The sequence below is a fragment of the Nocardia sp. NPDC020380 genome (assembly GCF_044386975.1).
Taxonomy (GTDB): domain Bacteria; phylum Actinomycetota; class Actinomycetes; order Mycobacteriales; family Mycobacteriaceae; genus Nocardia.
Genome location: NZ_JBIRVQ010000030.1, coordinates 1 through 17,203, shown reverse-complemented (window position 1 = coordinate 17,203; position 17,203 = coordinate 1). Strand labels below are relative to the sequence as shown.

17 protein-coding genes and 1 pseudogene are annotated in these 17,203 nt (G+C 65.5%); 10 read left to right on the top strand and 8 right to left on the bottom strand.

The genetic code is table 11. The features are described 5' to 3' along the window. Positions 1-188: 188 nt before the first annotated feature. The 3 genes from ACH438_RS45305 to ACH438_RS45295 form a co-directional block, all read right to left on the bottom strand. Positions 189-2,570 (bottom strand): FAD-dependent oxidoreductase, encoded by a 2,382-nt coding sequence (locus tag ACH438_RS45305; protein ID WP_397017352.1) that lies wholly within the window; start codon positions 2,568-2,570, stop codon positions 189-191. Then, positions 2,530-3,357, bottom strand: a complete 828-nt coding sequence (locus ACH438_RS45300; protein ID WP_397017350.1) for an FHA domain-containing protein — start codon at positions 3,355-3,357, stop codon at positions 2,530-2,532. Before ACH438_RS45300 ends, ACH438_RS45305 begins: the two co-directional genes overlap by 41 nt. A gap of 353 nt (positions 3,358-3,710) precedes the next feature. Beyond that, positions 3,711-3,998, bottom strand: a complete 288-nt coding sequence (locus ACH438_RS45295) for a putative quinol monooxygenase (RefSeq protein WP_397017347.1) — start codon at positions 3,996-3,998, stop codon at positions 3,711-3,713. Between the two features lie 179 nt (positions 3,999-4,177). Between ACH438_RS45295 and ACH438_RS45290 the strand changes: the two genes are divergently transcribed. From ACH438_RS45290 to ACH438_RS45270, 5 genes are all read left to right on the top strand, one after another. Next, positions 4,178-4,324, top strand: coding sequence for a DUF1059 domain-containing protein (locus tag ACH438_RS45290; RefSeq protein ID WP_397017345.1), 147 nt, complete (start codon positions 4,178-4,180; stop codon positions 4,322-4,324). A gap of 40 nt (positions 4,325-4,364) precedes the next feature. Further along, a complete protein-coding gene (locus ACH438_RS45285; protein ID WP_397017343.1) occupies positions 4,365-4,712 on the top strand; it encodes a hypothetical protein in 348 nt (115 codons plus the stop codon). 30 nt (positions 4,713-4,742) lie between these two features. Then, positions 4,743-5,327, top strand: coding sequence for a hypothetical protein (locus tag ACH438_RS45280; protein ID WP_397017341.1), 585 nt, complete (start codon positions 4,743-4,745; stop codon positions 5,325-5,327). 124 nt (positions 5,328-5,451) lie between these two features. After that, positions 5,452-5,886 (top strand): hypothetical protein, encoded by a 435-nt coding sequence (locus ACH438_RS45275; protein WP_397017339.1) that lies wholly within the window; start codon positions 5,452-5,454, stop codon positions 5,884-5,886. 45 nt (positions 5,887-5,931) lie between these two features. Beyond that, positions 5,932-6,153, top strand: coding sequence for a hypothetical protein (locus ACH438_RS45270; protein ID WP_397017338.1), 222 nt, complete (start codon positions 5,932-5,934; stop codon positions 6,151-6,153). Here ACH438_RS45270 and ACH438_RS45265 read toward each other — a convergent pair. Then, positions 6,150-8,840, bottom strand: a complete 2,691-nt coding sequence (locus tag ACH438_RS45265; protein WP_397017336.1) for a LuxR C-terminal-related transcriptional regulator — start codon at positions 8,838-8,840, stop codon at positions 6,150-6,152. The two genes, ACH438_RS45270 and ACH438_RS45265, sit on opposite strands and share 4 nt — an antisense overlap. A 217-nt stretch (positions 8,841-9,057) precedes the next feature. On the opposite strand from ACH438_RS45265, the gene ACH438_RS45260 reads away from it, so the two are divergent. From ACH438_RS45260 to ACH438_RS45250, 3 genes are all read left to right on the top strand, one after another. Next, positions 9,058-10,683, top strand: coding sequence for a CocE/NonD family hydrolase (locus tag ACH438_RS45260; protein ID WP_397017334.1), 1,626 nt, complete (start codon positions 9,058-9,060; stop codon positions 10,681-10,683). A gap of 11 nt (positions 10,684-10,694) precedes the next feature. Next, positions 10,695-11,594 carry an alpha/beta hydrolase gene (locus ACH438_RS45255; RefSeq protein WP_397017332.1) on the top strand — a complete coding sequence of 300 codons (900 nt, stop codon included), beginning with the start codon at positions 10,695-10,697 and terminating at the stop codon, positions 11,592-11,594. Between the two features lie 69 nt (positions 11,595-11,663). Next, on the top strand, positions 11,664-12,206 hold the full coding sequence (locus ACH438_RS45250) for a cupin domain-containing protein (RefSeq protein ID WP_397017330.1): 543 nt from the start codon (positions 11,664-11,666) through the stop codon (positions 12,204-12,206). Positions 12,207-12,505: 299 nt separating this feature from the next. Here the strand turns inward: ACH438_RS45250 and ACH438_RS45245 are convergent, their stop codons facing one another. Together ACH438_RS45245 and ACH438_RS45240 are read right to left on the bottom strand one after the other, a co-directional pair. After that, the gene (locus tag ACH438_RS45245) at positions 12,506-13,114 is read right to left on the bottom strand and encodes an ester cyclase (RefSeq protein ID WP_397017328.1); all 609 of its coding nucleotides are present in this window, start codon (positions 13,112-13,114) and stop codon (positions 12,506-12,508) included. A gap of 125 nt (positions 13,115-13,239) precedes the next feature. Further along, positions 13,240-13,839: a zinc-binding dehydrogenase gene (locus ACH438_RS45240; RefSeq protein ID WP_397017326.1), complete on the bottom strand. Its 600-nt coding sequence runs from the start codon at positions 13,837-13,839 to the stop codon at positions 13,240-13,242. Here ACH438_RS45240 and ACH438_RS45235 point away from each other — a divergent pair. Then, a complete protein-coding gene (locus ACH438_RS45235) occupies positions 13,815-14,219 on the top strand; it encodes a hypothetical protein (RefSeq protein ID WP_397017324.1) in 405 nt (134 codons plus the stop codon). The genes ACH438_RS45240 and ACH438_RS45235 overlap by 25 nt on opposite strands. On the opposite strand, the gene ACH438_RS45230 is transcribed toward ACH438_RS45235, so the two are convergent. Together ACH438_RS45230 and ACH438_RS45225 are read right to left on the bottom strand one after the other, a co-directional pair. Then, the gene (locus ACH438_RS45230; RefSeq protein WP_397017322.1) at positions 14,131-14,961 is read right to left on the bottom strand and encodes an aldo/keto reductase; all 831 of its coding nucleotides are present in this window, start codon (positions 14,959-14,961) and stop codon (positions 14,131-14,133) included. The two genes, ACH438_RS45235 and ACH438_RS45230, sit on opposite strands and share 89 nt — an antisense overlap. A 695-nt stretch (positions 14,962-15,656) precedes the next feature. Continuing rightward, positions 15,657-16,571 (bottom strand): alpha/beta hydrolase family esterase, encoded by a 915-nt coding sequence (locus tag ACH438_RS45225; protein WP_397017320.1) that lies wholly within the window; start codon positions 16,569-16,571, stop codon positions 15,657-15,659. Between ACH438_RS45225 and ACH438_RS45220 the strand changes: the two are divergent. After that, positions 16,557-17,170 (top strand): annotated as a pseudogene (locus tag ACH438_RS45220) (nucleotidyltransferase domain-containing protein). The gene ACH438_RS45225 and the pseudogene ACH438_RS45220 overlap by 15 nt on opposite strands. The last annotated feature ends 33 nt before the right edge of the window (positions 17,171-17,203 follow it).

The window sequence follows — 17,203 nt, the reverse complement described above, 5'->3', positions numbered from 1 at the left end:
TCTCTTTCGGCAGAGCAAATTAATCACCGGGGAGGAGGCCCGCAGATGCAGATTCGCAATCAAAGCTTGATAACTTCTACGCGTAAGCGTTACCTACACGATAGGTATCTGTGTTATTGCTGTCAAGAATTTTAGAGTATTTGGAGCACCCACGAAAAACAACAGCGACCGGTCGGTCCGGGCCAAACTCAACCCTGCCGCAAAACGGACCAATCCCCCGCCGACAATGCACGACAGTCCTCGCCGGAAATTGCCAACTTTGTCCGAATTGCAAACTGTGCGGCAGCCACATCCCCCGGATGATGGCCCAGCACAGTCACTCCCGTGATTCGCCCGTGCTCGGCCACCAGCCGCCGATAGGACCCCGGACCGTGCACCACAATGGCCGACCCACCGGCCCGCGGATGCACCGGCCCCTGCGAGAACAACTCCAAGCCCGCATCTTTCAACAACACGGCCGACGCGCCGCCGAGAAAGGCCCGCTCCCCGCCGAGCGCATTCACCGCCGCCACCTCCCCCTGTTCGGCCGCCGCCGGCCATAGTCCGGACACCTGCCCGCGATGCTCGGCGACATCGCCCGCCGCGTACACATGCGGTGCGGCAGTACGCATTCGGTCATCGACCAGGACACCGCGCCGCACCGGAATACCCGCCGCGCGGGCCAGATCGATGTTCGGCAGAATTCCGGTGGCGGTCAGGAAGAGATCGCAGTCCAGCCGCCGCCCGTCGGCCAGCCACACCCCGTTCACCGCAGGATCGCCTGCGACCCGCAGGCATTCGGCGTGCTCCACCACCCGGATCCCGGTATCGAGCAGATGCTCGGCGAGCAGCCACGCGCACCGGCCATCGATATGTTTCGACAGCAGGTGCGGGCCGCGTGTCAGCAGCGTCACCCGCAGTCCCAGCCGGTGCAGCGAGCAGGCGATCTCGATGCCCAGTGGCCCGCCGCCCGCGACAACCGCTTCGGCGCAGCCGAACTGCTGCACATAGGACCGGATCCGCAACGCGTCATCGGCCTCGTGGATCGTGAAACACCCTGGGCGCCAGAGCCCGTCGATCGGCGGCACGAGTGCGCGCGCACCGGTCGCGAGGATCAGGCGGTCGTAGGGAAGTTCCTGCCCGGTGGCCAGCAGCACCCGTCGCGCGCCGACATCGATGCTCGTCGCCACCGTGTTGAGCCAGGTCGTGATGCGGTGCTCGTCGTACCAGCCCTCGGGCAGCAGCGACAGCCCGCGCATAGCGGAGCGCCCGTACACCAGCCGCGAGATGCCCATCCGGTTGTACGGGCCGTGCGGCTCCTGCCCGACCAGGTGGATATCGCAGTCGGGATGGCCGCGGCGGCTGAAGTCGGCTGCCGTGACCCCGGCAATGCCGCTGCCGATCACGACGATATTGACGATCGACCGATCGAAGTCGGCGGGCGCGGCGATCCGTCCGCCGCCCGCCCGCGGCGCCAAAGACACTCGTACCGTGCCGCATTCGATCCGCGCACAGCACGCCAGCCGGGTGTCGTCGCCGAAACCCAGCCTGCGCAAGGTGTTCAGCTCATCGGTCCCCGGCGCCGACAGCGCCCCCGCCCCCGCCAGCACCGCCACCGGATCCGCCCCGCAAACCCCCATGCGGCATCCCGCTTCGATGCGCTGCCCGGCCTTCTCGGCGATCTCCAGCAGACTCGATCCCGGTTCCGCGGTGACGGCCGCGTCGTGCGGGTCGAAGGTGACCGACACCGCCGGCGTATCCCGTGCCTGTGCACCGCGCCATCGCGGCAGCGATAACAGCACCGGCTCCCGGCGCACTCCTGTGTGTACCCGGAACTGCAACTCCACTACCCGTGTCCGGGCGATCCACACCAGTGTCGCGATCAGCACGGTGACACGGATCTGCCAGCGCATCCAGGACACGTCCACACCCGTGATCGTCGTGATCGAATGCACCAGAGTGACTGCGGCATACCAGTAGAAGATGTTCAGCGCGATCGTCGCATAACCTACGTTCATGATGGCCGCACTCAACGGCGTCATCGCATCCACGAAGAAATACACCGCCATCGCCACCACCATGAACAACACCAGCAGCGAATACCGGTGCACCACACCCATTTCGGGATGCCCGGACAGCACGAAGAACCCCAGCACGAATCCCGGCAGCACCGCGGCGAACAATCGGCGCGGCCCGGTCCACCACGCCGCCGGCTCCGCGAGGTCGGCCTGGTACGCCCCGCGCGGTTGCAGATCGACACAGTTCTTCGCACACCCGACGCAGGGCCGGCAATGCGAATTGGGCACCGTCGCGAACGGCGTCTGCCCGTACAACCGCTGCAACGCGAACAACGGACAGATGCTGCTGCACCAGCCACTCTTGCCCTTGTACAACACGCCACCGGCGAAGGCGGCGATCAGCACCAGCGACAGCACGGTCCCGGCAGCGATGCCGCTGCGATCCAAACCGGCCAGCCGCGCGCCCGCGATACCGAAGAACAGAAACACCGAAATCGGATAGCCGCGCGCATACAGCCCGGCCGGTGGTGGTTTATCGCGCGTGAATTCCCGCTCCCGCGGAATTTGATTCACCGCCGCCAGCGGGCAACTGTTCCGCCAAATGCCGGGCGCGAGTAGAAACAGCCCCCGGCAATATCGGCACGACAATACCGAAGAACACGAACAACCCGAGCGCCGGACGGCAGAACATCGCGACGATATCGGCCGCGTAGATCCCCATACTCACCAACCGGACATACCGCCATAGTCGTCGAGGCAGCCGCGCCGGCAGCTCACTGGACGTGGGGAACAGATTCCGCCGCCCGGTGGCATCGATCCCCAGAATGCGGTCAACCAGGAAAAGCCACCCGTCCGGCGCACGATCGGCCCGCTCCCGCACGGCCGACCGAGCACCCGCCGCCTCGGCCGAGTCCGGCTCACCGACATCCGGATCGCCCGTCGGCGCGTCCAGCACCACGATGACAGTATCGCCGACGTGAATCCGATCCCCGGCCGCCAGCGTCACCCGCCCGGTCAACCGCACCCCGTTCACCCACGTGCCATTGCTACTGCCGAGATCGACCACCGACAACCCCAGCGGACTGGGCACCAGTCGCAGATGCTCCCCCGACACCGCCGGATCGGCCACCCGCACCCCGAAATGGGACCGCCCGATCGTCACCGCCCCGGGCAGCGTGACCCGCCGCCCGGCCCGCCCAGGTTCCCGGATCTCGAGCACCGGCCGCCCACCCGAGATCCCCCGCCGCCGCCGGAACCGCCGCACACTCACCACCCGGCCTGGCATTCGCTGAGGAGGCAAGGTGTCGAATTCGTCGGCCATTTCCTCACACCGGCCGTAATTCACGTCGATCTCACCCATTACACATTCCTCATCGGCCCGGCTCCATAAACGATTGCGCGAGCAGGGGCGACAAATCTTCGGCGCGGTGTGCCGCCCCTGAACGCACCTGCAATCATCCATTACAGGCTCAGGCAGACAAAGACTTCATTCAATAACAGAATCCCCAATATGGAGATACATACCGCAATTCCGGATAGCCCGCACTATCCGATCACGGGGTCGGAATACCGCGTTGTCAGCACTCGCCCGATCTCGAATACCGCGCGATCTCCGTAGACCCGCGGGCGATCCAGTGCCGGTTGGCGGAGGCTCCAAGCACGAAGCCCGCCGACCTGGTCGGCGGGGCTTCGGCGAGCGCATCGTCGAGAGGCTCAGACTGCGGTGAAGTACTCGATCTTCGGCGCGCCGGCCAGCAAGGGCGCCATCAACTTTCCGGCGGCACGGAAATGCTCGGACCGGCCATGAGCTTCGACGGCCGCGTCGTCGGTGTACAGCTCGAAGAACCGGTAGTTATCGGCATCGGTCCGCGAGCGCACGAGCTGATAGGTCAGATTCCCGGGCTCATTGGCCTTGATCTGCGCGATGAGATCGGTGACGACGGCTTCGAACTCCGCCCCCGCACCGGGCTTGACGGTCACTTCGGCGATGACTGCAATCATGATCACTCTCCTTTTCGTCCGACGGTACCTGCCTCGGTAGCGGCTGCGGCTCCACGGGTCAGCCGACGAGCGTCCCGTGTCGGAGGTACTGTGACGACCGTTGGCACAGCAGACCGGTTCATTCACCGAATCCTGAACCGCCGCTGCGCAACCCGCTCTCACGAAGGAAGGTGCATCCCATGAAGACGCGACTCAACTGCCCATGCGGCCACGACATCCGTGGAACGGATGAAGACGATCTGGTCGAGAAGACCCAGGCACATCTGGCCGAGAAGCACCCCGACCACGACTACAGCCGCGACGAAATCCTCTTCCTCGCATTCTGAACCCGAGGCAGGCGCCCGAGAGAGCAGTCATCATGGAGGAATGGGGCACAGTCCGATCGGGCACCATAGTCCGCAGCCGCACTATCACCAGCAGCACAGTCATCTGAACAACCACTATCAGCAGCAGTACCACCAACAGCAGTGGTTGAACCAGGAGCGGTTGCAGCATGACCGCGAACGAGAGGCCCAGCAGCAGCAAGGCTTCGGGTTCTTCGTGCCGGGATATGCGCCACCATGGAACGCACTGTTCTTCGCGAGCCCACGGAACACGGCCGCCCCGGCCACGCCGCCGAAGCCGGTCTCCCCCGAAGAGCGGGAGCTACGAGATCGCGCGTCGGAGTGGTCATCTCGGCACGAGGTCGGCCATCCGATCGATTCCTGGTACTGATGTCCCGACCAGATCCCGTTCGGTCTCCCTGTGACCGAACTGCATGCCTGGCTGGTGGATTCCACCGGCCGCGTGCTGGCGCAGGATGTCAGCGCCGATTCGACGTCCTTCTACCATCTGCCCGGATCCTCGACGGGTCTGCAGGACCTCCCCGAACACCCCTCGGTGTTGTTGCAGGAATTGCTCGAGGAATCGCAGGTCGTCCTCGCCGACGCCGTACATCTCGGCTACAAAGCCACCGAATGCTATCCGGATTGGTCCACCAGGTGGTTCTCGGCCGAGCCGGTAGCACACGCCCGCATGGTGGGCCTGATCTCCGAAATCCGCCCCCTCCCTCCCGATCCCGACGCCGAACGCTTGGGCAAACGCCTCTACCGCCGCTACCTGACTCCCCTGCAATCCGCCCCCGAGACCCTCACGCACTGGAAATACGCCAACTCCAGCCACATCCCACCCGCCAGCCCCGACCATGCAGCCGCCATGGCGGTAGCCGCGCACAGGTGGGGAGTTCCGGTGTCGGCCCCGCTGCCCCTGAGTACCTCGAGTAGTTGGGCAGGCTGCCAGAACCTATCAGTCGGGTTCGATCGGGTTATGCGACTTGATGATCGGCGATGACGCGGCAGCCTCTTTCCCTCACCTACGACCATCGATACGGCGATATCCCTCGGAATCGGCGGCATTCCGTGGCTTTTCCACTCGAAGTCCGGGGGCCTGCCACGGCGTGGCTTTCACTGAGTTCATGCGCGAATCCTCGCCTATGATCGAAACGCACAGACCGGAATCCACCGCCATGAAACACTGTGCCCGACACACTCGTTCGATCGTCGCGATGATCGCGTTCGCAGGTCTCTCGGCCGCGGCACTCACCTCGTGTGGCCGGACGACCGACCACAATGGGGCGGCGTCATCCTCCGCTTCGGCCCAGAGCCCGGCTGCCGCGGATTGGCCCGGCGGCAAACCGACGATCGTGCTCGTGCACGGGGCATGGGCGGACGCGGCAGGATGGACGCCGGTGATCACCGACCTGCAGAAGGCGGGTTTCCCGGTCAAGGCGCTGGTCTACATTGCCGCGTTCGCACGCAGATCGTCGTATCGACCGGCGAACGATGCAATCCCTTGTCGTCGAAGAAGATCACAGGATCTGGGTGATGGCGCCTCACCCAGTCGGATGTGACGATGGTGCATCACCGGCGGACGACGAGAAGCGGAATACCCCACGATGAGTGAACCGACGTCGGATTACTACAGGATCCGGGTGCGCGGGCGGCTCGGGGAGATGTTGCTCGGCGCGTTTCCCGACCTGCGCGCCGAGAGCAGCGGAGCCGAAACCGTGCTCGCCGGAACGCTTCCGGACCAGGCGGCGCTGCACGGTGTGCTCTCCAGGATCGAGGCGCTCGGACTGGAGCTGCTCGAAGTCCGGCGCTCAGCGGACCGAGGCTAGCCCGAGATCCGCAGGGCAGGCGACCCTGCCACCAGGCCGAGGGATCGTGCGAGTTCCACGGCCTCGTTGCGGCCGTGTGCGCCGAGTTTCTCGTAGACGTGGCGCATGTGCGTGCGAATCGTGTTGACCGACAGCGACAGTTCGGCGGCGATCTCGGGCGCGGACAGGTTGGTCGGCAGGTCGCGCAAGACTCGCATCTCGCCGCGGCTGAGCGTCCCGTGTGAGTGCGCCGACGGCTCGAGACGCGCCGCCACACTCACGCTCACCGCCGCCCTCGCACGCGCAATCGACTCCGGCACACTAACATTGGCTCCGAGCCGGTCCAGGATCTCGGCGATCAGCACAGCGTGCGAAGTGTTTTCGCGGGCGTGGCGCTCGAGCAGGTCCGGTGCCCGGTAGACGAGAAACGGGAACAGTACGTTGTCGGGCGCGGCGGCGTCGAGGGCCCGCTCGAGTGCACGCCGGGCCTGGTCCGGGCAGGCGAGCGCATCACATGCCATCGCCTCCAGCAGCATGACCGCCACGGCGCACATCGGGCGAATATCTGCTGGTGACGCGTCAGCAAGAGACGTGAGCGCGGCGAGCACGTTTCGCGCCGCCTGCGGATCACCCTGAGCCAGCCGCAGTGCCGCCTCGGCGATGCGCGTCACGACGCTGTCGCGCTCGTCGGCGGGCATCTCGGCGAGTACGCACTCGACGGTTTCCGTCTCGCCCAGCCGGATCAGGGCGTGCAGCCGTTGCGCTCGCAGGATCGGTCGCAGGGCGTGCGGCGTGACCGGTGTGCATGCCAGCGGCTCGACCGCCGCGAGCGTGGCGAGTGCGGCGTCGTACTCGCCGCGTGCCAGCTCGAGACCGGCGCGGACGCAGTGCAGGTTCACCCCGGCAGCGCGGTTGACCTGTGATTGCAGCGCGTGCTGGGCGCGCTCGAGGAAAGGCTCGGCTTCCGCCAGCCGTCCCTGAGCGATCAGCACGTCGGCGTGAGCTGCCCACGCGATGGAGGTGACGGGCTTGTCGGCCCATCCGTGCCGGCGGGCCAGGTCGATCGCTCGCATGCTGAGCTCGGCGCCGGCCGCGTACGACCTGGTCGCGGCGAGATGTGCGGCATACACGAGGCCGGCGAGCTCGAGATACGGCCGATCGATCCGTCGGGCGAGCACGATGCCCTGTTCCAGATGCTGTTCCGCGCCGTCGAGGCCCAGGGCCGACGTCTCGGCGCTGCCCAGGCTCAGCAGGGCCAGTGCCCGTAATCCGTCGCCGAGGCCGAGGTGCGCGGCGTCGGCGGTCTCGATCGCTCGCAGCAACCGCTGCGCCTCCAGCACCACCACCGACAGGTTCCCCTGACGGCGGGCCAGACGCAGTCGTAGGACCGTGGATATCACCTCGAAACGCCCGCGCCGCTCTACAGGCACGGTGGCGGCTCCCTGGGCGGCGAGGGCGAGACGACGCTCGGCCTCGTGCAGGGATCCCTGGTCCAGATCCCAGGCCGCCATCAGGGCAGTGATCTCGGCATTACCGGCGGCGATGCTCGCAGGAAATCCGGCGAGCAGTTCGTGGGCGGTACCGACCTGCCCGTCGGGATACAGATCTCCCCAATGCTCCGAGAGCAGGCGAACGGCCAGGTCCCAGTCATGTGCGGCCTGAGCGTGGCGGATCGCGTCCACCGGATATCCGTGCGCGGCATACCAACGGGCGGCATCGCCGCGCAGGGCAGGCGGCTCGGCCACTGCAGTCCGGCGCAGCTCGAGCTGCAGGAGATCGGCGAACAGGCGGTGATACCGGAACCAGGTCCGCTGTGGATCCACGGCGACTACGAACGCTCCGTCGCTTTCCAGATCCAGCAGGATCCGTTCCCCGCCCGAGCCGCCGGTGAGCAGATCGGCGAGCCCGCCGTTCACCTGGTCCAGCACCGAGGTCCGCAGCAGCAGCTCACGGACCGGCTCGGGTTGGTGCTCGAGCACTTCGGCCAGAAGGTATTCGGCGACTGTGCGGTCGCTGCCGGAGAATTCGGCCGCGAACCGGTCCGGATCCGGGTGCCCGGCCAGTGACAGCGCGGCCAGCCGCAGCCCGGCCGCCCAGCCTTCGGTGCGCTGATGCAGCAGTTCGACGGCCTTCTCCGACAGCGACAGTCCCGAGGCGTCGAACAGCGCCCGGGTCTCTCCGAGTGTGAAGCGCAGGCTTGCGGCGCGGATCTCGCTCAGTTCGCCGTCGAGCCGCAACCGGTGCAGGCCCAGTCGCATGTCGTGCCGGGTGGCGAGGACGAACCGCAGCTCGGCAGGAGCCCGCGTCAGCAGTAGTTGTAACTGGCGTAGCGCGTCGGTGGCGGTCAGTTCGTGCAGGTCGTCGAGTATCAGCCAGGTCCGCTCGCGCAGCGCGGCGAGGTCGCTGAGCAGATGTTCGACCACCGCCCAGCCGTCCAGATCAGGTGCGGCGGTCAGTCGCCGCACCAGCGCCGCGCCGGCCGTGGTGCCTCGGAGCGCATCGACGACCGCTATCCAGAATCGTTGCGGGTCACGCCCTTTCCCGCGCGCTGACACGTAAGCCGTGTGCTCGGTCAGGCCCGCCTCGTCGACCCAGGATCGCAGCAGGGTGGTCTTGCCGCTGCCGGCCGGCGCGGACACCTCGGTGATGCGTCCTGCGCGGCCGAGTCGCTCGAACAGCGCAGTGCGGCAGACAGTTCCGTGGCTCATGGCAGTAGCGCCCGGATCGCCGTCCATCGCGGTTCGACGGTTGGACCCATTGCGCCACTGTAGCGCCGCCGGCGCGCTGTGCACAGGCTGAGCAAATGCTCACGCCCCACGTCACCGGGGTCGCCCGGGCGAAATCACATGAAACGCGTGACGCGTACTCACCAAGCCCTGCAACAGACTTGGCGACACCGCTCACAACAGACAGGAGCCGATCGACATGGTCGACGTCGACGTATCCCCCTTCGAAGTCGAGGTGCGCGGCCGCACAGGGGATCTGCTGCGCGCCGATGTGTATCTGCCCTCGAACGGTGACGGGCCCTACCCGATCGTCCTGGGTGCGTCGCCCTATCAGAAGGCCCTGCGCCACCTTCCGCCCAATGCGGTGTTCCCGTTCATCGAATACGGCCCGATCCAGTTGTATCTCGACAGCGGTTACGCCTACGTCGCGATGGATGTGCCCGGCACCGGCCGCTCCGAGGGCACTTGGGATCCGGTGTCGCGCAGCGAGGGTGAGGCCATCCACGACATGATCGAACACGTCGCGGTGCAACCGTGGAGCAGCGGCGCGGTCGGCATGATCGGCATGTCCCATTACTGCTGGAGTCAGTGGAATGCCGCCCGAACCCGGCCGCCGCATCTGAAGACGATCGTGGCATACGACGGTGCGACCGACATGTACCGCGATTGGATGTATCACGGCGGGATTCCGATCCAGGGTTTCCTCAGCTCCTGGCTCTTCGGATCGGTGCTCTACCAGCACGAGCTCAACGGCATCGACTTCCATGTCGGCAACAAGCAGGAATACGTCTACGACATCCTTTCCCATCCCCTCGATGACGAGTGGCAGCGCCGCAGATCACCGTTCTGGGAGTTGCCGGAGGTCGATATCCCGGTGTTCTCCATCGGTGTGTGGGGTAAGGCGGCGCTGCATTTGCGCGGCAACTTCTATGGCTTCGAGCGGGTCCGGGGACCCAAGAAGCTGCTGATCGCGCATCCGTCCGGTTTCGCCGAAGCCCAGATGTACTACTTCGACGAGCAGTTCCATCGCGAGGAACTGTTGCCCTGGTACGACTTTCACCTCAAGGGCATCGAGAACGAGGTGATGAAGCAGCCCACCGCGCGCTTCTATGTCAACGGGGCGGGTGAATACCGTTCGGCCGAGTCCTGGCCGCCGCCGGATGTGCAGCCGGCGACCTTCTTCCTCAGCGGGCGCCACAGTGGTGCGGTCAGCTCGCTCAACGACGGCTCGCTCACCGAATCCGCACCCGATGCCGAGCAGGATTCGACCTCCTGGTCCTACCCCGACCCGAAATGGCAGGCGGGCGTCACCGTTTTCGACAAGCACGGCGTGCCCGACCATGTCGCACGGGTCAACACCTTCACTTCCGCGCCGATGGACGCCGATCGCGAGTTCACCGGCCACGGCGTCCTGACCTTGTACGCCTCGACCGATCAGACGGATTTGGATGTCTTCGTGAAGGTTTCGCTGGTGTCGGGCGATCCGGCCGCCGGGCTGCCGATCAAGGTCGCCCAGGGCTGGTTGCGCGCTTCGCATCGTGCCGAGGATCCCGAGCTGACCTCCGAGATGCGGCCGTTCCATCAGCACGCGCGGGTGGAGCCGCTCACTCCCGGGGAGGTCTACGAACTGCGCGTAGAGCTGCTGCCGATGTCTTTCCTTGCGCGGCGCGGGGATCGGATACGGCTCGAGATCACCAATCAGGACTCGCTCATCACCGATGCGCCGATGACCCATTTCTACGGGCAGAAGGTCGGCACCGACACCTACCACCACGACAGCCCGCACCCCTCGACACTGCGGCTGCACGAGCGCTGGACCGAATGAAAGACACTCGATTGACTGAGCAACAACGCAAAGAACTCGACGAACTCCTGCGCCACGGACCGCTCGACATCGGCGGTGACGTCACCGAGCAGCGCACGATCTTCCACGAGATGATCGCCGCGATTCCGGTGCCGAGTGACGTCTCCACCGCGCAGCACGAGCTCGGCGGTGTTCCTGTCGTCATCATGGACACGCCGGGTACCGATCCATCGGTTGCGGTGCTCTATCTCCATGGCAGCGCGTACGCCCTCGGATCTGCCGCCGACTCGGTGGGTTTGGCCGCCGACGTCTCGCGGCGTGTCGGTGCGCGGGCCATCTCGGTCGACTATCGCCTCGCGCCCGAGCATCGGTTCCCCGCCGCCCTCGAGGACGCTGTGGCCGCCTACCGTGGCCTGCTCGACGAGGGTGTGCCCGCCGCGAGGATCGCGATGGTGGGCGAGTCCGCCGGCGGGGGCCTGGTCGCCGCGACGCTCGCCGCGCTCGGGGATCACGCGCTGCCGCAACCCGGTTGCGCGGCGGTCTTCTCACCATGGGTCGATATGACGGTGTCGGGCGCCAGCGCGAGAACAAGAGCCGACCTGGACCCGGTGCTCACCCCGGAGGCGATGCGCACCCGGGCCCGCGACTACCTCGGCGCGCACGACCTCGCCACGCCCCTTGCCAGCCCGATCTTTGCCGACCTGACCGGGCTGGCGCCGCTGCTCATCCAGGTCGGCTCACACGAGATCCTGCTCGACGACGCCCTCCGCCTGGCCGCCCGCGCCGCCGATCAGGACGTCCGAGTGGAGCTGCAGGTATGGCCTGAAGTGCCGCACGTCTTCCAGGGCTACGCCGCCTTGCTCGACGACGCCGGCCAGGCCCTCGATGCCGCCGCCGCGTTCATCAAGCGAAACTGGCTCGCGCGAACGTAATCGCCCCCATGACCGAACAGAATGCCAGCATTTATCCTGCGCGCCAATCTGATTGAAAAGGAAAATACCGTGACCGAAATCTCGACACCCCTGCCGGTACCGCCCGACGACCCGAAGCGAAACCTCGTCGTCGCGCGGCCCAACACCGATGAAAGTCTTCCGCACGTAGGCCTGGTCGGTGACACCTACACGGTCCTGATCAGCGGCGAGGACACCGCGGGTCGCTACACACTGATCGACATGCTCATCCCGCCCGGCGGTGGCCCGCCTCCGCATCGGCACGACTTCGAAGAGATGTTCACCGTGCTCGACGGAGAGTGTGAATTCACCTTCCGCGACGAGCATTTGGTGCTGCGCGCGGGAGAAACCATCAATATCCCGGCCAACGCGCCCCACCATTTCACCAATGCCACCGATACCGCCGCACGACTGCTGTGCCTGTGCTCGCCGGCGGGCCAGGAGGAATTCTTCGCCTCGGTCGGCGTCCGTGTCCCGACCCGAACCACCCCGCCACCCGCGCTCGACGCAGCCGCGCAGGCCGCGTTCATCGCCAAATCCAAGGCCCTCGCCCCGCTGTATCGCACGGAACTGTTGCTGCCTCAGGCGGATTGAGACGCGGACGATCGATGAAATCGACCACCTGAATTGTCGCAAATGACCCGATCAACGGATGATTTACGCTTACCGTTGTAGCAGGATCATTCACCGCCGTAGCGGTGGTATTCGATTCAGTTTCACGATCGAATCGGGGTGTGTTGCCGTGGTTTTCGCTGCCCTGCCGACAGCTTGTGCTGCAGACCTGGCCCGAGCATTCACCGTGTCACGCTCCTGCGTGGCTTCTTCCCGGTGCCCGAACGCCGCGTCGGAGGTGCGTCGATGGGCGACCACCTCCGAGCAACTCTTTCGGATACTCAAGATGTTTGGCCGATTTGATGAAGAAAGGTGAGATTGTCCTCGATGTGCCAGTCCTCGGTGATCAGGGAGTGGTCGCCGCCGAGGTGTTGCAGATCGATGGCGTTGAATTCGATCGGCTGACCGGTTCCCTGGACACCGTTGTAGCTTCCGGTGAAGCGGCCTCGGAACACCAGCCGCGCAGTGAGAGTGTCACCGGTGACGTACAGATCCGACAATTCACAGGTCAGGTCCGGGACCGCGGCACGGAAACCCCTCGATGCGACCGCGGGGCCGGTAGGCCCTTGTGGGCGGCCCGGCGGCAAGGTGTTGTCGCGGAATGACGGTGTAATCGCCTGATTCAGGTAATCGGCATTGCCCGTATTCCAGAACGTGTAGAGCAGCTGCGCCACATGGACTTCCTGCCCTGCCCGCTCGGCGCTCAGTCCACTGTCGAGGTGGATGGCCTGTGGAACGACAAGTCGACCGGATCGGTCGACGGGATCGTGGGCCGGAGTCTTGGTCTGAGTCGAGCAGGCGGCGAGCAGCAATGCTGCACAAGCGAACAGGGCAATTCTCATTCCGGCCGGCCGCAATCGTCGACCCGCAGTGTCTCGCAGTGTTGTCATGCCTAGCTCAGCATCTCGCCGGCGACGGATAATCCCTTCGCAAACTGAATACTATCGATCGCTGCCATAGATTCTCCGAATGCCAGGTCGCTCAGCTCAACCCGCGGTGCGTGCATCGAGCGCTGTCACCGGTCGGTGCGGACCACCAGTTTGCCGCTGTGCCTGCCGGTCTCGAGATCGGCGTGCGCTTCAGCGATCTGATCCAGCCGGTAGACCCGCGCGACAGGCACCGAGACGTGACCGGATTCGACGTCGTCGAGGAAGCTCTGCAGGACTACCGAGGGCAGGTCGGCGGCCTCCCCGCCATAAGCGCTCAGGCGGACGCCGCGCGGCAGATAGCCGATGGGATAGAAGCGCTCGACGATCCACTGGTCGGACAGCATCCCGGTGAAGCAGGTAACGCCGTGAACCCTGGTGGCGCGCAGGGTGTCCGGGAGGGTAGGAGTGCCGACGAGTTCCAGCGCGGCGTCCATACCGTCGGGGTAGATGCGGCGGACCTGGTCGGCGACATCGCCGTCGTCGATGAGGACGTGGTCCACGCCGATCTTCACCAGCGCATCGGCTTTGGCCGGGTTGCGCGTGGTCGACAACACGGTCATCCCGAGGCGTTTGCCGAGCACGGCCGCCGCCATGCCCACCGAGGACGTGCCGCCACGTACCAGCAGTGCCTGACCCGGCTGGGCGTCCAGGCCCACGGTCAATGAGCCGTGGGCGGTTTGCAGCATTTCCGGGATGGCGCCGAGTACGGACCAGTCCAGGCTGCCTGGTCCGCGATGGCCGATACCTGCTGCTCACCGGCCCTGGCGGTCAGCGCTGGGCGGAGGTGGCACGCGAAATCGATCCCCTCGGAACCGTGCTCGACACAGCATCACTGCCCCGACCGGAAGCATTCGGGGTCAGCGACGACGGCGCGCTGCTGATCCGACCCGACCAGGTGATCGCTTGGCGTGCAACGGGTTCCGATCAGAATCCCACCTCCATACTGAGCAACGCTCTGCAGCGAGCCTTGGGCCGGCTCACCACCACGGGCGCTCGAGCGCAATACCCGTGCGACCGGTCCGATCGAGGGCATCGAGTCGAGCCACATCCTCCGGCGACAGTGTGAAATCGAAGATCCGCAGATTCTCTTCGATGCGTTCACGGTGAACCGATTTGGAGATCGCCGGAATACCGCGCTGGACAACCCAGCGCAGCAGCACCTGAGCCGGAGTTCGGCCGATGTTGGACGCGATATCTACGACGGTGGCGTTGCTCAGCAATCGTCCCGTGCCCAGCGGACTGTATGCCTCGAGCGCAATGTCGTGGCGCCGGCAGGCATCGAGCAGGCCCTCACGGAATGCGACAGGGCTGTAGCTGACCTGATTGACGGACGGTGTCCGCCGGGCGTCCGCGGTGACCGCGTCCAAATCCGATGCGCTGAAGTTCGAAACGCCGATCGAGCGCGCGTAACCGTTCTCCACCACGCGCTCCATACCCGGCCACGCCCACGTCGGACCTCCTTGCGGCCAGTGCACAAGGTAGAGATCCACCTGATCGACACCCAACGCGCGCAAGCTTTGTTCGACGGCCGCAACCGGGTCGTTCTGGCGGGGAAAGAACTTCGTCGTGATGTATACTTCATCGCGGTCGATTCCACTGTCCTTGAGCGCTTTTCCGACGCTGGCCTCGTTCCGATACACCTGGGCCGTATCGATATGCCGATAGCCGGCGTCCAAGGCCCAACGAACCGCGTCCACGCACTCCCGCCCCTCGGGCACCTGCCACACCCCCAGACCGAGCAGCGGCAGCGTTCCCCCATCCGCGAGGACTCGCGCTCGACCGTCCTGAGTGATCTCGTTTGCTGTCATGATCTTCGGACTCCAGTATCCACGGCAGTTTGTATTCGCAGCGCGGCGCGTGAGCCGCAGATGCCACTACGCATCGAACGTCGAGCACCGCCCACCCTGTTCCCCAGCACGGGTGAGCCGACCCGGAAATAAAGAATCGGACCATCATGCCGAGCCACCGCGTTACTTTCAGCCCGATCGGGTGGAAGGCACTGGCCAACGGCGAGCAGCCACACGGGGTCTAGATCAGCGACGGCTGCCGGGCCCTGGTGTCGACCTGTTCCTCCACGAGCCGCTGCATCTCGACCTCGAGGCAGCTGGAACCCCAACTCCATCCGGACGAACGGATAATCGGTGCGTCTGGAGTTCTCGAAAGTGCGGTGGACCGCGGCAGCAAGGTTCTCGTGCTGATCAGTGACGCAAGCGAATACAGTGCACCCGCACCAGGCGGCGCGAACTCATGGACGACCACCCACACCTTGGAGTCCTCTGCCTCCAGCGGCTCCCGCCCGCTGTCGAGTTACAGCGACAGCGCGCGTGCCCATGATCACGCCCTCTCGGCGATACGAGATCTCTGCCCGTGCAACGCGATCCGGTAGTCCCCGACTCAGCTTGATGCTCTTCGGGTCTTCCGCATCCGATTGGAATTCCATCCCCCGTTCCGACATTTCACGCACAGTACCCGAGCGCCGATACCGGCCTAGGAGGCAACTGTTCTATTGACGATCTTGAAGTCGCCGGTCCGCGGTGGGGATGAGGAGGGGAAGGGCGAAGCGGCACAGTTCTTCTGCCGCGTCGATGTTCTGTGGGGTCTTGCCCTCTAGTGGTTCGAGGATCCGCGGTGAGCGAGCGCCGGGCCAGGTGTGGCCCATGCCGTTGATGGTCCACGTCTCCACCCGGGTCCCGCCGACACCCTCGGCGGCGGTGCGGCGGGTTATTGCCAGGTCGTTCGGGCCGAGTCCGCTCGGCCGCTCGTCGATCGCCTCGTCGGTTGTGCAGCGGTCGATTTCGGCCCAGCGTCGGGCAGTTTCGGCGAGTGAGAGGGTTCGTCCGCGGAGCTCGCCGTTCGGGCCGCGGCGGCGCGAGTATCCGCCGGTGATCGGGACCGCTCGGTCTTCGGTGCCGTTGATCAGTAGTGCAGAAACTGCGTGCGTCGGGTGGTGATCGGCCAAGTCGGCAGGCAGTCCGCCCGCGATCGCACCGAATGCCGCTATCGATTCGGAGGCTTCCAAGGCTGCGCGGTGTGCCATGAACGCGCCGTTCGACATGCCTGCCAGCAACAATCCATCGCGGCCGGTGCCGTGGTGCTCGGCGCACCATTCGGCGACGGCGAGCAGAAAGGCGGTGTCGTTCACGCCCCGCAGGTCCGCTGTCGTGACACCGCAGCCGTCTGCCCACGCACCATCGAGGGCCTCCGGATACGCGACTGCGATGCCATATCGATCTACGCACGCGCCGAAACCGTTCATGCGCCGCGCTACCGACTCGGCGAAGCGCTGGATCGGGGCGACTACCGGCGAACGCCGCCCGTGCAGAACCAGTAGCAGGGGCAGACCCGCACGGGACACGACCGGTAGCTGTAATACGAAGGACCGTCGCCGCCCATCGACCTGCAGGTGCACGGCTTTCATCGATCTCCCACGGATAAATGTACAGTTACACTGCGCAGTGTAACTGCAATACTGACCGGACAACCAACATCCACCACCGGCACCCACACGCCGGACAGCGACTGAGACTTCGCCCTCTACTACCGGGGCCACTTCTCCCCGGACAGCCTGCGTGAGATCGGCTGGCCTGGAACAGTTTCCGAGATCGGCGCGTGGGGTGGCGGGGTGTTCAACGGTGGCGCATGGCTGACCATCGACGGCCGCCACACCGATATCCACTATCGGGACCTCGACGTCGTGGACAACGAAATCACCGAGGTACGCCAAGGCCGATTTCATTGGGAGCCACTGATGTTCCGCCTGGCCGGGATCCCCAGCTATCTGCTGCTCGCAGAGCGAGCCGTCAAACCGAGGTCGCGGGAGCACTCGCCATCGCAGGCATGCAGACCGCGCACGCGGTGCTGGCTGCCCGCGGCGAATGGGTTACCAACGAGAAGCGGCTCCTGCAACGGGCCGGATTGCGTGAGCTGGACGAGCTCATCAGCGAACTCCGCCCAGAGCCGGAAACACTCAGCCGGGCGGTGTCGAATGTGCAGGAACTATTGCGTTCGGCCGAATAGTGAACGAGACCTGACTTCCCCAGAGGGTCAACC